13 protein-coding genes are annotated in these 15,014 nt (G+C 69.6%); 6 read left to right on the top strand and 7 right to left on the bottom strand.

Translation table 11 applies throughout. The features are described from left to right. Positions 1-7: 7 nt before the first annotated feature. From ACX9MO_RS15560 to ACX9MO_RS15535, 6 genes are all read right to left on the bottom strand, one after another. The gene (locus ACX9MO_RS15560) at positions 8-949 is read right to left on the bottom strand and encodes an ABC transporter permease (protein WP_222489530.1); all 942 of its coding nucleotides are present in this window, start codon (positions 947-949) and stop codon (positions 8-10) included. Further along, entirely contained in the window at positions 946-1,998 is a 1,053-nt protein-coding gene (locus ACX9MO_RS15555; RefSeq protein WP_462212499.1) for an ABC transporter permease, read from the bottom strand. Before ACX9MO_RS15555 ends, ACX9MO_RS15560 begins: the two co-directional genes overlap by 4 nt. After that, the gene (locus ACX9MO_RS15550) at positions 1,988-3,553 is read right to left on the bottom strand and encodes an ABC transporter ATP-binding protein (protein WP_462212498.1); all 1,566 of its coding nucleotides are present in this window, start codon (positions 3,551-3,553) and stop codon (positions 1,988-1,990) included. The genes ACX9MO_RS15555 and ACX9MO_RS15550 overlap by 11 nt, the downstream gene beginning before the upstream one ends. Continuing rightward, a complete protein-coding gene (locus ACX9MO_RS15545) occupies positions 3,550-4,968 on the bottom strand; it encodes an amidase (protein ID WP_462212497.1) in 1,419 nt (472 codons plus the stop codon). The genes ACX9MO_RS15550 and ACX9MO_RS15545 overlap by 4 nt, the downstream gene beginning before the upstream one ends. A 152-nt stretch (positions 4,969-5,120) precedes the next feature. Next, a complete protein-coding gene (locus ACX9MO_RS15540; RefSeq protein WP_462212496.1) occupies positions 5,121-6,113 on the bottom strand; it encodes a BMP family protein in 993 nt (330 codons plus the stop codon). Positions 6,114-6,397: 284 nt separating this feature from the next. Next, positions 6,398-7,690 (bottom strand): amidohydrolase family protein, encoded by a 1,293-nt coding sequence (locus tag ACX9MO_RS15535; RefSeq protein ID WP_462212495.1) that lies wholly within the window; start codon positions 7,688-7,690, stop codon positions 6,398-6,400. A 194-nt stretch (positions 7,691-7,884) separates the two neighbouring features. Between ACX9MO_RS15535 and ACX9MO_RS15530 the strand changes: the two genes are divergently transcribed. Then, positions 7,885-8,508, top strand: a complete 624-nt coding sequence (locus ACX9MO_RS15530; protein ID WP_462212494.1) for an SOS response-associated peptidase — start codon at positions 7,885-7,887, stop codon at positions 8,506-8,508. A 319-nt stretch (positions 8,509-8,827) separates the two neighbouring features. Here ACX9MO_RS15530 and ACX9MO_RS15525 read toward each other — a convergent pair whose 3' ends face one another. After that, complete coding sequence (locus ACX9MO_RS15525) at positions 8,828-9,295, bottom strand: Lrp/AsnC family transcriptional regulator (RefSeq protein WP_222489523.1); 468 nt, start codon at positions 9,293-9,295, stop codon at positions 8,828-8,830. A gap of 113 nt (positions 9,296-9,408) precedes the next feature. On the opposite strand from ACX9MO_RS15525, the gene ACX9MO_RS15520 reads away from it, so the two are divergent. The 5 genes from ACX9MO_RS15520 to ACX9MO_RS15500 all read left to right on the top strand — a co-directional run bounded on the left by ACX9MO_RS15520 (position 9,409) and on the right by ACX9MO_RS15500 (position 14,974). Next, positions 9,409-10,611 carry a diaminopropionate ammonia-lyase gene (locus ACX9MO_RS15520; protein ID WP_462212493.1) on the top strand — a complete coding sequence of 401 codons (1,203 nt, stop codon included), beginning with the start codon at positions 9,409-9,411 and terminating at the stop codon, positions 10,609-10,611. Continuing rightward, positions 10,608-11,828, top strand: a complete 1,221-nt coding sequence (locus tag ACX9MO_RS15515; RefSeq protein ID WP_462212492.1) for a M20 family metallo-hydrolase — start codon at positions 10,608-10,610, stop codon at positions 11,826-11,828. Before ACX9MO_RS15520 ends, ACX9MO_RS15515 begins: the two co-directional genes overlap by 4 nt. 23 nt (positions 11,829-11,851) lie before the next feature. After that, entirely contained in the window at positions 11,852-12,970 is a 1,119-nt protein-coding gene (locus ACX9MO_RS15510; RefSeq protein WP_462212491.1) for an amidohydrolase, read from the top strand. 278 nt (positions 12,971-13,248) lie between these two features. Then, positions 13,249-14,310, top strand: coding sequence for a methionine ABC transporter ATP-binding protein (locus ACX9MO_RS15505; protein ID WP_462212490.1), 1,062 nt, complete (start codon positions 13,249-13,251; stop codon positions 14,308-14,310). Next, complete coding sequence (locus tag ACX9MO_RS15500) at positions 14,300-14,974, top strand: methionine ABC transporter permease (RefSeq protein ID WP_222489518.1); 675 nt, start codon at positions 14,300-14,302, stop codon at positions 14,972-14,974. The genes ACX9MO_RS15505 and ACX9MO_RS15500 overlap by 11 nt, the downstream gene beginning before the upstream one ends. Positions 14,975-15,014: the final 40 nt, after the last annotated feature.

The raw sequence follows: 15,014 nt of genomic DNA, 5'->3' as shown, positions 1-15,014 counted from the left end.
CGTCCCTTTACCGTTCACCGCGCCGGTAGGGCTGCATCAGCGCCTGCGGCACCCGCGCCCGCCGCGCCATCAGGATCAGCGCGAGGATCGACAGCAGGTAGGGCAGCATCAGGAACAGCTGGTAGGGTACCCCGTCCACAACCGTTTGCAGCCGCAGCTGGAAGGCGTCGAAGAAGGCGAAGAGCAGCGCGCCCAGCAGGGCCCGGCCCGGCTTCCAGCTGGCAAAGACCACCAGCGCCACGCAGATCCAGCCCCGCCCCTGCACCATCGTGGGAAAGAAGCTGTTGAAGGCCGCCAGCGTCAGGAAGGCCCCGCCCATGGCCATCAGCGCCGAGCCCGCCATGATCGTGAAGACCCGCAGGCGCACCGGGTCAATGCCCTGCGCGTCGACCGCGTGCGGGTTCTCACCGGTCATGCGCAGCGCCAGCCCCAGCGGCGTGCGATAGAGCCCCCAGGCCAGCAGCGCCACCAGCACAAGCGCAAGGTAGGTCGGCGGCGTCTGGGTGAAGAGCACCGGCCCGAGGAAGGGAATGTCCGACAGCACCGGCACCGCCAGCGGGCGGAACGGCTCCACCGTGGGCGGGGAGGAGGAAGTCGGCACCGCGAGGCGGAAGAGGTAGTAGGAAAACGACGAGGCAAAGAGCGTGATGCCAAGCCCGGTGACATGCTGGCTCAACCCCAGCGGCACGGTCATCAGCGCATGGAGCAGGCCGAACATCGCCCCGGCAGCGGCGGCCACCAGCATGCCCGTCCAGAGGTCCGCGCCGTTGTAGACGCTCAGCCAGCCGACCATGGCGCCGAAGGTCATGATCCCCTCGATCCCGAGGTTCAGCACGCCGACCCGTTCGCAGAGCAGCACGCCAAGGGTGCCGAAGATCAGCGGCGTGGCGATACGCAACACCGCCTCCCACATGCCGACCGAGGAGAGGATATCGAAAAGAACGCTCATCTGCGGATCCGGTACTGGGTGAGGAAGATCGCCACCAGCATGGTCAGCAGCGACAGGGCGACGGTGACATCGGCGATATAGGACGGGATCGAGAGGGCGCGCGACATGCTGTCCGCACCCACGAACATGACGGCCGAGAAGAGCGCGGCCCCGATCACCCCGATGGGATTCAGGTTGGCCAGCATCGCGATGATGATGCCGGAATAGCCGTAGCTGGGCGAGAGGTCGGTGGTGACATAGCCCTTCACCCCCATGACCTCGATCGCGCCCGCCAGCCCCGCCATCCCACCCGAGAGGCAGGCCACCGCGATCAGCGTCCGCCCCAGCGGCACGCCCGCAAAGGCTGCGGCGCGCGGGTTCAGCCCGGCCGCCCGTGCCCGCATCCCGAAGACCGTGCGCGATTGCAGCCACCACGTGAAGACCGCCGCCGCCACGGCAATGAGCAGCCCAAGGTGCAGCCGCGTCCGTGCCATCAGCTGCGGCAGCACCGCGCTGTCGGGCACCGGCACCGATTGCGGCCAGCCGAAGGCGAGCGGGTCCTTCATCGGCCCCTCGATCATCAGCGAGACGAAGAGCACAGCGACGAAGTTCAGAAGCAGCGTCGTCACCACCTCGTCCACGCCGAATTTCAGCCGCAGCCCCAGCGGCACCAGCAGCAGGATCATCCCCGCCACGGCCCCCACGGCGAGCGACAGCACGATCACCACCGGCGCGGGCATCACGCCAAGCGCGGGCACCATGCCAAAGGCCGCCACGGCAAGCGCCCCCATGTAAAGCTGCCCCTCGCCCCCGATGTTCCAGAGCCGCGCGCGGAAGGCCACGGCGGCGGCCAGCCCGGTCAGGATCAGCGGCGTGGCCCGCGTCAGTGTTTCCGAGATGCCAAGGCGGGAGCCGAAGGCGCCCTTGAGGATCAGCCCGTAGGCCCGCAGCGGGTTGGCCCCGGCCAGCGCGATCAGCCCGCCCGCCACCAGCAGCGCGACGAGGATCGCGCCCACCGGCGCCAGCAGGGTCAGGGCGCGCGAGGGATGGTCGCGGCGTTCAAAGCGCATGGGATGCCTCCGCTTCCAGTGCGGCCGCCGCGCTCCAGTCGCCGGCCATCATCAGCCCGAGGGTCTGGGCATCGGCCTTCTCCACCGGGATCGCGGGCGACAGTCGCCCGTTCACGATGGCGCGGATACGGTCCGACAGGCCGATCACCTCTTCGAGGTCCTCCGAGATCAGCAGCACCCCGGCCCCGCGCCCGCGTGCCTCCAGCAGACGCTCGTGAACACCTGCGATGGCGCCCTCGTCCAGCCCCCGGCTCGGCTGGGCCGCGACGAGGATATCGGGCCCGGCGTTCAGCACCCGGCCGAGGATCAGCTTTTGCATGTTCCCGCCCGACAGCAGCCGGATACGGCCCTCCACCGTGGCGCCGCGCACGTCGTAGTCGCGGATGATCGCCTCGGTCGCGGCACGGGCGGCAGCGCGTTTCACCATGCCCCGGCGCGAGAACTCGGGCGACCAGATGCGCTCCAGCACCGCGTTCTCCCATGTGGTCATGTCCCCGATGGAGCCCTCCGCATTGCGGTCCTCGGGGATGCGCCCGATGCCCGCGGCAATCGCATGGGGCACGTCATGACGCGCGGGCGTCTGCCCGTCGATCAGCAGGCTGCCGCTGTCGGGCGCATGCAGGCCCGAGACCAGCCCCGCCAGCGTCGTCTGCCCGTTGCCCGAGACGCCGATGATCCCCAGCGTCTCGCCCGCGTGCAGGCGGAAGCTGACACCCTTGAGCGAGGCCCCGCCCCGGCCGCCCACATGGACGTCCGCCGCCTCAAGCAGCACCCGCCCGGGGGTCGAGGGCGGCCGCGCGGGGCGTTTCACCTCGCGCCCGACCATCAGCGAAGCCAACTCCTCCTTCGAGGTCTGAGAGGTCTTCCGCTCCGCCACCACCCGGCCCCGGCGCAGCACCACGACCCGGTCCGAGGCCGACATGACCTCGTGCAGCTTGTGGGAGATGAAGATGAGCGACAGCCCCTTCTGCGCCATCTCCCGCAGGGTGGAGAAGAGACCCTCCGCCTCCTGCGCGGTCAGCACTGCGGTGGGCTCATCCAGGATCAGGATACGGGCATCGTTGTAGAGCGCCTTGAGGATCTCGACCCGCTGACATTCGCCCACTGACAGTTCCGAGACGCGGGCGTCCGGGTCCACCTTCAGGCCGAACTTCTCCGACAGCGCCATGAGCCGCGCCCGGCCCCCCGCCCGGTCGGAGCGGAGCTTCCACAGGGGTTCGGTCCCCGTCATGACGTTTTCCAGAACCGTCAGGTTGGGGGCGAGCGCGAAATGCTGGTGTACCATGCCGACGCCCGCGCGGATCGCGGCCCGCGGCTTGCCGGGGGGCAACTCCTGCCCCTCCACCCGCACGGTGCCCGCGTCGGCGGTGTACTGGCCAAAGAGGATCGACATCAGCGTGGTCTTGCCCGCGCCGTTCTCCCCCAGAAGCGAGACGATCTCGCCCCGGTCGAGGTGGAGCGAAACGTCTTCGTTCGCCGTCACCGGGCCGAAGCGCTTGGTGATCCCGTCGAGGTCCAGAACGCGGGGTGCGGTCGGTGAAGCGGGCGGGCTCATGCGGCACCTCCGAAAAGCGGGATCGGGTGGGTCCAGCCGCCCTCCAGCAGGCGGCCAAGGGCCAGCAGGCGCAGGTCACCGCCCATGGGCGCGATCAGGTGCACCGGCAGCGGCAGCCCCTCGGCATCCGCCCCCACCGGCAGGGTCAGTGCAGGGGCGCCGGTGACATTGGCCATGGCCGTGAAGGGCGCGAAACCCGCCATCCGGTCCAGCTGCGCCTGCGGGTCGTCGTGATCGGTGGGGAAGCTGCCAAGCGGCACGGGCGCGGAGGCCAGCATCGGTGTCAGCAGCACATCCACCCGGTCGAAGAGCCGCCACAGCAGGTGGGCCGCCGTCGCGATCCCCTCCTGCGCGCGGTAGAGATCGGCGGCGGAGAGCGCCTGCCCCCGCGCCACGAAGGCGCGCGTCAGTGGCTCGAAAAGCGCAGGATCCAGCCCCGCCTGCACCAGCCCCGCGAGGTTGGCCGAGGCGATCCGGTCGAAGGCCCGGGCGCTGATCTTCATGATCTGGGCGAGGTCCGAGACCGGCACCTCCTCGATCCGGTGGCCTGCTTGCGCAAGCGTCCCGGCGGCGGCCTCGATGGCGGCGGCGCGCTCTGGCGCGATGCCCTCGGCCCCCGTGACGAGGCCGATGGTCAGCGCCTTGTCCCCAGGCAGCTGCGCCGGGTCCGGCGCGGGGCCGCGGGCCCGCCCGGTCAGGCAGGGAAAGAGCGCCTGCGCATCGCGGATCGTGCGGGTCAGCGCGAATTCCGTGGCGATCCCGCCAAGGTGGTTGCCAAAGCCCGGCCCCCCCGGAATGGCCCCGCGCGAGGGTTTCAGCCCCACGAGGCCACAGCAGGCCGCCGGCACCCGGATCGAGCCTGCCGCATCCGTGGCGTGCGCCAGCGGCACGATCCCCGCCGCCACCGCCGCAGCCGCCCCGCCAGAGGAGCCTCCCGCCGTACGCGACGGGTCCAGAGGGTTGCGACACTGCGGCCCGATGGCCGGTTCGGACGAAAGCGAGAGCCCGAATTCCGGCACCGTGGTTGCACCGAAGGGCCGGAAGCCCGCCGCCCGGAACATTTGTGCCAGATCGCTGTCAGAGGCCCCCTTCATCCGCGCGAGGGCCTTGGAGCCCGCCCGCATCGGGATGCCCGCGAAGGGCCCGCCGAGGTCCTTGACCAGCAGCGGCACGCCCGCGAAGGGGGCCGCGCCGATTGCTGACCCGGTCCCGGGCTGAGCGTTTACCTCCGCCGGATCGCCCTCCGCCAGCCAGCAGACCGCACCGAGGTTGGCCACCTCCTCCGCCCGCGCCCGGGCGCGCTGCATGGCGTCGGCCTGCGTGATCTCGCCCGCCGCGATGGCCTGCGCAAGGGCCGTGGCATCTGCGTAACCGGCGCTGCGGGCCTCCGCCCGGTCGCTGAGCGTCTGTGTCATCCGGTGTCCCCCCCTCGCAGGTCGCGCGTTCCGTCCCGATGGTGATGCCGCCCCGGCTTGGCGCGGTCAATGCCGCGCCGCCGTGCGGGCGAGACGCGAACGCCCTGCCCGGTGCCGGACAGGGCGCTGCACATCCCTTCGGGATCAGCCGCTTACGCGGGTTCGTCGAAGTTGCGCGGCACTTCGAACTCGCCCGCCTTGATGGCGGCGCGGACCTCTTCCATCTTGGCGACGGCCTCTGCCGGGGCCACCCCCTCGGTGAAGAGGATGTCGTTGCCGCCGTCCTTCATCAGGCTGAGGGGCGTGTAATTCTTGCCGACCGGCATCCCGCCGGTGGCATCGGCCAGCGCCGCGTCGAGCAGCGGGCGGAAGGACCACATGGCATTGGCAAAGACCGTATCCGGATAGCGCGGCGTATAGTCGATGAGCGAGCCGATGGCCTTGATGCCGCGTTCCTGCGCCGCATCCGCCGTGCCGATCCGCTCGCCGAAGAGGATGTCAGCCCCGGCGTCGATCTGGGCAAGGCCGGCCTCGCGCGCCTTGGGCGGATCGAAGAAGGTGCCGATGAAGCTGACGACATGTTTGCAATCGGGGTTTACCGCCTTCACGCCGTCCGCGAAGCCGTTGATCAGCATGTTCACTTCCGGGATCGGGATCGCCCCGACGGAGCCGACGGTGCCGGTTTCGGTCATGGCACCGGCCAGCATCCCGCAGAGGTAGGCCGCTTCCCAGTTCCACGTGCCGAAGACGCCGAAGTTGTCGCCTGCCGCCTCGCCGGAGGAGCCCATGAGGAAGGCGGTGTCGGGGTAGTCGCCCGCCACGGTCCGTGCCTCGCGCTCCACCGCGTAGGATTCGCCCACGATCAGGACGTTGCCCGCCTCTGCATATTCCCGCATGGCGCGCGGGTAATCGGTGCCCGAGACGCCCTCGGAGAAGGTGTATTCAATCGCCCCGTCCGCGTCGGCGGCCACCATGGCCGCGTGCAGGACCGAGTTCCAGGCATTCTCGACCGGCGAGGCATGGATGCCCGCCACTTTCACCGGCGCGCCCTGCGCGCGCAGGATCGACGGCGCGAAGAGCGTCGAGGCGCCCAGCGCGGCCCCGGTGCCGAGCAGGCGGCGGCGGTTGAGGATCAGCTTGGTCATGTGAAATCTCCCGTGACTGTCAGGTAAAAGGCCCCGGTTCTGGCCGGGTGTTCCTTGGCCGTCTGGCGGCATTGCTGGCTTACGAGGCACGCGGCGCGCCCGCGCTGTCAAGCACGGGCCGCCTCCGCTGCGCCAACCGGAGGGCCAATGCCCTGAATTCGGGCAATTTCTGACCAATTGGTCAAGAGCGCTGTGACGCCTCCATGGCGACCTGTCCATGGACCGTCCCGGCGCATTCGTATCGGGCGCAGGGACGCCGCGCCTCTCGGCGGCGCAGGCAGGGCTCAGGAGGCGTGGCGCGGCGCGTAGTCGGCGGGATCGACGTGCCCGGGGCGGCCCGGCAGGTCGAGCGTGCTGACCTCGGGCGCGGTCTGCGCCACGACCTTGCCGCGGCGGATCACCTTCAGCCGGTTCGGCCGCAGGCGGATCGCCTCTGCCGGGTCCCTGGCCTGAAGCAGCACCATGTCCGCATGGCAGCCCACGTCGAGCCCGTAGCCCTCCAGCCCCATGATCTTCGCCGAATTCACCGTGACGCAGTCGAAGAGCGCACGCTTGTCCGCGCCCGATCCCAGCTGCGTCGCGTGCAGCGCCATATGGGCCACGTCCAGCAGGTCGCCGGTGCCCATGGAATACCACGGGTCCAGCACGCAATCCTGCCCGAAGCCCACGGTGATGCCGGTGGCCAGCATCTCGGGGATACGGGTCAGGCCGCGGCGCTTGGGATAGGTGTCATGGCGGCCCTGGAGCATCATGTTGATCAGCGGATTGGGGATCGCGGCGACTTCGGCCTCGGCCATCAGGGGCAGCAGTTTCGAGACGTAGTAATTGTCCATCGAATGCATCGAGGTCAGGTGCGAGCCCGCGACGCGCCCCTGCAACCCGTGGCGTACCGTTTCCGCCGCCAGCGTCTCGATATGGCGCGAGAGGGGATCGTCGGTCTCGTCGCAATGCATGTCCACGCGCAGGCCCCGCTCGGCCGCCAGACGGCAGAGCGCCGCGACGGAGCGGGCGCCCTCCTCCATCGTGCGTTCGAAATGCGGGATGCCGCCCACGATCTCGACCCCCATATCGAGGGCACGGGTCAGCGCCGCCTCGGCCTCGGCACAGCGATAGAAGCCATCCTGCGGGAAGGCCACCAGTTGCAGGTCGAGATAGGGCGCCACGATCTCGCGCACTTCCAGCAGCGCCTCGACGGTCACAAGGCGCGGGTCCGAGACATCGACGTGGCTGCGCACCGCCATCAGCCCCTTGGAGACGGCGAGGTCGCAATAGCGCACCGCGCGCTCCACCAACGCCTCCCTGGTCAGAGTCGGGCGCAGCTCACCCCAGAGCGCGATGCCCTCCAGCAGCGTGCCCGAGACATTCATCCGCGGCAGCCCGAGGGAGAGCGTCGCATCCATGTGGAAATGCGGGTCCACGAAGGGCGGCGAGACCAGCAGGCCGGCTGCGTCGATGACCTCGCCCGCTTCGGTGGTGATCCCGGCCTCCACGGCGGCGATCCGCCCCCCGGTGATGCCGATGTCGAGCCCGGTGCGGCCGTCGGGAAGCGTGGCGTTGCGGATCAGCAGGTCGAACATCGGCGGGGTCCTTGTCTTGCGCCGTCCCTCTCGGGGACACAGGCCGAACCCTAGGGGCGGCGGCGGGCGGTGTCACCTCTGCCGCGACGGCGTCATGAGGATTGCACCCGGGGCTGCCTGCGTCGTGGTCACCGGGCGATCCCGGGACGCCCTGCCCTCTGGTCAAATGCCGCCCGGACGCTAGGCTCCCTCCCATGTGTGGCCGTTTCGTAGACCCCAACCTGCGCGGAACCGAGTTCGAGCATTCCGAGCTGAGGATCGACCCGATCCCCCGTCGCTTCAACGTGAAGCCGACGCAGGACGTGCTGCTTTTCGCCAAGCCCGAGCTGGTGGCCTATTACGCCCGCTGGTGGCTGGTGCCTTCGTGGCACAAGGGCGAATTGAAGGACTGGAAGGCCACGACCTTCAACGCCCGGATCGAGGAAGCGGCGCAGAAGCCCACCTTCCGCGCGGTCTGGCGTCATGGCCGCTGCCTGATCCCGGCGGGGGCCTACTACGAATGGACCGGCGAGACGGGTGCGAAGCAGCCCCATGTGTTCCGCGCGGCGGGCAACGAGGAGACGCTCTGGTTCGCGGGGCTGGCCTCGCGCTGGAACGAGCTCCTGACCTGCACGATCCTGACCCGCGCGGCCAATGCGGACGTGGAGGCGATCCACCACCGGATGCCGGTGATCCTGAACGCCGAGGAACGCGATGCCTGGCTGGGCGGAACGGAGGAGACGGACCTGCTGGGGGCCGAGACCCGGTTGCGGCATCACCCGGTGGCGCGGTTCGGCATGAAGGACGACGGGCCGGAGCTGATCGAACCGGCGGAGTGAGGGGCCTGGGCAATTGGCCGCTTCCAGAGGAATGGACGCCCCTACCCATCACACGCCCGCACGAACCCTCAGGCGATGCCCCGCAAGCCTCAAGAAATGTCCCGCCCGGCCGCAGGCCGGGCAGCGCCGTCCCGCCCCCCTGGGGCGGCGCTATAGCGCCACCCCGCGGGACGGCACTGCCCTTCGTGGTCGACAACCCGGGCCAAGCAGCACGGTCCCCAGGCGTTGTACTAGAAACTCCGGCCTTCGATCCTCCCTGACAGGAGCGGCGTGGAAGGTGTTCCGCGGCACCCAACCGACACCAGCCCTCACCACCCCCTCAAATATCCAGCCGCAGCCCCGTCTTCACCCGGTCCATCGACACCATCGTGCGGAATTTCTTCACATTGCCCGACCCGAAGAACACCCGGCGCGTGAACTCCTCGTAGGCGGGCATCGAGGCCACGCAGACCACCAGCACGAAATCCGTCTCGCCGGTCACGTAATGGCACTGCTGCACCTCCGGAGCCTCGCGGAAACTGCGCTTGGCCGCGTCGATCGCATCCGGCGTCTCGCTCACCAGTTCCACCGTCACGATGATCGTCAGCGGCAGGCCCACCGCCTCGCCCGAAACCTGCGCCACGTTGGCCGCGATCACGCCTTCCGCCTCCATCCGGCGGATGCGGCGCTGCACCGAGGGCGCCGAGAGGTTCACCGCCGCGCCGATCTCGCGCTGCGGCATCTGGTTGTTCTCCTGCAAAAGCCGCAGGATGGCACGGTCGTAATCGTCGAGAGGCGTCATGGACATTCACCGCAGGGCATCGGGATGCAAGAAACTTGCACGATCCCTATGGAAATTCAGCCCCTTTTTCGGGCGAGACGAAATATCCTTGCGACACCACCCGATTCAAGGAGCCTCGCGTGACCTACCTGCCCAGCCGCCTGCCCGCCCATGGCCAGCCCCTCGATCCCCGCGATGCCGCCATCCTCGGCCCCGAGGGCGCGGCCCGGATCGCCCGCGTGCTGGCCCTGCGCGAGAACGGCGGCGCCACGCCGCTGATCGCCCTGCCCGGCCTCGCGGCAGAGCTCGGCATCGGCGCGCTGCATCTCAAGGACGAGGGCCAGCGGCTGGGGCTCGGCTCCTTCAAGGCGCTCGGCGGGGCCTATGCGCTGATGATGCTGGTCCTTGAGGAGGCCGCCCGACGGCTGGGCCGCGAAATCGCGGTCGAAGAGCTCTTCTCGGACGAGGTGAAGGCCGTGGCCGCCACCATGACCTTCGCCTGCGCCACGGACGGCAACCATGGCCGCTCGGTCGCGCAGGGCGCGCAGCTCATGGGCGCGCGCTCGGTGATCTTCGTGCACGGCGGCGTCAGCCAGAACCGGGCCGACGCCATCGCCGCCTATGGCGCCGAGATCCGCTGGGTCGACGGCACCTATGACGAGAGCATCGTGGAAAGCGCCCGCGTCTCCGAGGCCGAGGGCTGGACCATCGTCTCCGACACCTCCTGGGACGAATACGAGGTGATCCCCGGCCTCGTCATGCAGGGCTACGTGGCGCTGATCGCCGAGTCGCTCGCCGCCCTCGACACGCCCCCGACCCATGTCTTCCTGCAGGCAGGCGTGGGCGGTTTCGCCGCCGCCGTGGCCGGGCACCTCGCCCTCGTGCTGGGGGACGGCCGCCCCTGCGCCATCGTCACCGAACCCGCCCGCGCCGCCTGCCTCTACGAGAGCGCGAAACAGGGCCGCGTGGCCAAGGTGGGCGAGGATGAGCCCACCGTCATGGCGATGCTGGAATGCTACGAGCCCTCACCGCTGGCCTTCCGCGTGCTGGAACGCTGCGCCGACGGCTTCCTGACCGTGCCCGAGGAGGCCGCGACCGAGGTCATGCGCCGCCTTGCCGCCCCGGTGGCGGGCGACCCCGCCGTGGTGGCGGGCGAAAGCGGCGGCGCGGGGCTTGCGGGCCTCGTCACCCTGCTGCGCGATGCGGAGGGTACCAAGGCCGCGGGCCTCGGGCCGCAGTCCCGCGTTCTGGTGATCAACACCGAGGGCGCGACCGATGCGGCGCTCTACGAGCGGATCGTCGGCAAAACGCCCGCAGAGGTGGTGGCCGAGGTGGCAGCATGACCCCGGCGCTCGACGGAACGCGCCTGATCGCCCGGCTGGAGGAACTGGGCGCCACGGGCCGCGACGCGGAGGGCCGGCTTATGCGGCTGGCGGGCACCGAGGCCGACCGCGCCGGGCGCGATCTCTTCTGCCGCTGGCTGGAGGAGGCCGGGCTGGAGATCCGCGTGGACCAGATCGGCAATATCATCGGGCTCTGGTCGCCCGAGGGCGCGACCGGCGCGCCGCTGGTCATGGGCTCGCATATCGACAGCGTCATCGACGCAGGGATCTACGACGGCTGCACCGGCGTGCTGGCCGGGCTTTCGGTGATCGAGGCGCTGAAGGCCGCGGGGACCCGCCCGGCGCGGCCCGTGGCGGTGGTGGCCTTCACCAACGAGGAAGGCGTGCGCTTCCACCCGGACATGCTGGGCAGCCTCGTGGCCTGTGGCGACATGTCGGTGGAGGAGGCCCGCGCGACCGTGGGCACCGACGGCGCGACGCTGGGGGCCGAACTGGCGCGCATCGGCTATGCCGGGGCGGTCGCGCCCACGGCGCTCAAGCCCCATGCCTACCTCGAACTCCACGTCGAACAGGGCCCGGTGCTGGAAGCCGAGGGGCTGCGCCTTGGCGCGGTGGAGAACCTGCAGGGCATCTCGTGGCAGAAGATCACCCTCACCGGCGCGGCCAACCATGCGGGCACCACGCCGATGCGCCGGCGTCTGGACGCGGGCGTGGCGGCGGCGCGGATCATGACCCACCTGCAGGAAGCCGCGCGCGGCTCGGACGGTGGCGTGGCCACGGTGGGCACGCTCTCCCTCTCCCCCGGTGCGATCAACGTGATCCCGGCGCGGGCCGAGATGACGGTGGACCTGCGCCACCCCGATGCCGGGACGCTGCGCAGGCTGGAGGCCGGGCTGGCCACCCTGCTGGACGAGATCCGGGCCGAGGGTTTCACCGTCACCACCCAGAGCCTCGCCCGTTTCGAGCCGGTGGTCTTCGACCCCGCAATCGTCACCGCCATCGAGGCCGCCGCCGGGGCGTGTCAGCTCTCCTGCCGCCGGATGACCTCTGGCGCGGGCCACGACGCGCAGATGATGGCGCGGATCGCCCCCACGGCGATGATCTTCGTCCCCTCCAAGGGCGGGATCAGCCACTCGCCGCTGGAAGACACCGACCCCGCCGACATCGTGGCCGGGGCCGAGGTGCTGATGGACGTGGCGCGGGGCCTTATCTCGTGAGCCGCGAGGCCCTCCACGCCCGGATGACTGCCTGGCGCCACGACCTGCACCGCCACCCGGAGGCGGGTTTCGAGGAGCACCGCACCGCCGCCTTCGTGGCCGAGACCCTGCGCGGTCTGGGTCTCGAGGTGGTCGAGGGCGTGGGTGGCACCGGCGTGGTGGGCACGCTCCGGCGCGGTACGGGCAACCGGGCCGTCGCCCTGCGCGCCGACATGGATGCGCTGCGGATCACCGAGGCGACCGGCCTGCCCCATGCCTCCGCCACGCCGGGACGGATGCACGCCTGCGGCCACGACGGTCACACCGCCATGCTCCTGGGGGCGGCGGAGCTTCTGGCGACCGAGGGTGGCTTCGACGGCACGGTGCGCTTCCTGTTCCAGCCGGCGGAGGAATGGGGGCAAGGGGCGCTTGCCATGCTGGACGATGGCCTGCTGGAGCGCTTCCCTTTCGACGAGATCTATGGCCTGCACAACATGCCCGGCCTGCCGGTGGGCCATGCCGAGACCCGTCCCGGGGCGATCATGTCGGCAGAGGATATCTTCGAGATCACGCTCACCGGTCAGGGGGGCCATGCCTCGCGCCCGGACTGGGGCCGCGAGGTGATGGTGCCCGCCTGTGCCCTCGTGCTGGAATTGCAGACCATCGTGGCACGCCGCCTTGCGCCCTCCGAGACCGCCGTCGTCTCGGTCACGGAGCTGCTCACCGATGGCACCCGCAACGCCCTGCCCGGCACGGCGCGGGTGCTGGGCGACTGTCGCAGTTTCGCGCCCGAAACCTCGCAGCAGATCGAGGCGGAGATGCGCCGGATCGCGGAAGGTATCGCCCTGACCCATGGCATCACCGCCCGCGTGGACTACCGCCGCGAATTCATCCCCACGCTCAACGATCCCGACCTTGCGGCGCAGGCGCTGGAGGCGGCTGCCGGGATCTCGACCCGGGCCGCGCTGCGCCCCGAGCCGATGACCGGATCGGAGGATTTCGCCCGCTTTCTCGCCCATGTGCCGGGATGTTTCCTCTTCATCGGCAACGGCGAGGATTCGGCCCCGCTGCACGCTCCGACCTACGACTTTGCCGATGCCGCGTTGCCGCACGGGGCCGCCCTGCACGCGGCCATCGTGCGCAAACGGCTGCCCACGGGGTGAGATCGCCCAAAAGCGACACAACATGTCGCTTTTGTTGGCAAAACTGCCGCAAAGTCACTCTCAATTCCAATAAGAACGTCCGTTCGCATTGGCGCGGATGACACAAAAACATTCTCCCCATACCTGCATATCTGGAATATATTCCCGCCACCTCCGGCCCGAACAGCTGAACCCGGGCAGACCGTCCCGGTTTGCCTGCTTTTCAGGACTTGAACCCCCACACGGAGTGTTATCTACCGCCGCACAGGGAGGAGGCCGGACGAGTTTACAGGATACGGATGGCCGAAAATCAGATCACCGGTGCCGGGATCACCTTCGAGGACGTGGGGAAGGCTTTCCCCCAGAAGGGTGGCGGCACCGTCAACGCACTGGAGAATGTCACTCTGACCGTCGGACCCGGCACGATCACCGGGATCATCGGCCGGTCGGGGGCTGGGAAATCGACGCTTCTGCGGATGGTGAACGGGCTGGAACAGCCCACCACCGGCACCGTCACCGTGGCGGGCCACGATGTCGGCCGCGCGGGCGCGGCCGAGTTGCGCCGCATCCGGCGCGACGTGGGGATGATCTTCCAGCACTTCAACCTGCTGTCGTCGCGCACGGTCTACGAGAACGTGGCCCTGCCGCTGGAAATCGCGGGCACCCCTGCCCGCGAGATCAAGGGCCGGGTCGATGACCTCGTGGCGCGCGTCGGGCTGGAACAGCTGGCGAAGCGCTATCCCGCAGAGCTATCCGGCGGGCAGAAGCAGCGTGTCGGCATCGCCCGGGCGCTTGCGACGCAACCCAAGGTGCTGCTCTCGGACGAGGCGACCTCGGCGCTCGACCCCGAGACGACGCAGACCGTGCTGGAGCTGCTGGCGGACATCAACCGCGACCTCGGGCTGACGATCCTGCTGATCACCCACGAAATGGCCGTGGTGCGCGACATCGCCTCCCACGTGGCGGTGATCGACGGCGGGCAGATCGTGGAACAGGGCGCGACCTACGACATCTTCACCGCCCCGCAGCATCCGACCACGCGCTCCTTCCTGTCGGGCGTGACCGGCGTCACCCTGCCCCGCTTCATCGCGGACCAGATGAGCGCCACGCGACCCGGGACGGCTTCGCGCGAGGTGATCCGCATCACCTTCGTCGGCGAGAACGCGACCGACCCGCTGCTGGCGCGGATGAGCGAGGAACTGGGCCTTCAGGTCAACATCCTCGCCGGTGCCATCGAGGAGATCGGCACCCGGCCCTTCGGCAACCTGCTGATCTCGGTCGAGGCCGACCGGGCCGATCAGGCGCGCGCCTACCTGCAACAACACGATCAGCGGACGGAGGTGCTGGGCTATGTCGGCTAATCTCATCAACATGCTGATGGAAGCGACCTGGCAGACCATCTACATGGTCGCCGTCGCCACCGCGATCGGGGCCGTCTTCGGCATCCCCATCGGCGTCTTCCTCGCCTGTTCGCAACGCGGAGAGCTGCTCTCGGCGCCGATCGTGAACAAGGTGCTGGGGGTCATCGTGAACGCCACCCGCTCGGTGCCCTTCATCATCCTCGTGGTCTCGATCATCCCGGTGACGCGCTTCATCGCGGGCACCTCGATCGGCACCACGGCGGCCATCGTGCCCCTCACCATCGCCGCGATCCCCTTCATCGGCCGTCTTGTCGAGAACGCGATCCGCGAGGTCGACAGCGGGCTGATCGAAGCGGCCCGCGCCATGGGTGCGACGCCGATGCAGATCATCCGCAAGGTGCTGATCCCCGAGGCCCTGCCGGGCATTACCCTCGGCCTCACGCTCGCCGTGGTGTCGCTGATCGGCTACTCGGCCATGGTCGGCGCCGTGGGCGGCGAGGGCCTGGGCGATCTCGGCATCCGCTATGGTTACCAGCGGTTCATGCCCTCGGTCATGCTGGCCGTGGTCGTCATCCTCATCGTCATGGTGCAGCTGGTCCAGACCGCGGGCGAATTCCTCGCCCGGCGCGTCGACAAGCGGGCACCGCGCAACCGGGGCCGCTGAGGCCCCGCCCCTTTCTCATACGCATCGCCAGAAGGAGACC

Source organism: Pseudooceanicola profundus (genome assembly GCF_054919315.1).
This window is presented reverse-complemented; position numbering and strand designations above follow the sequence as displayed.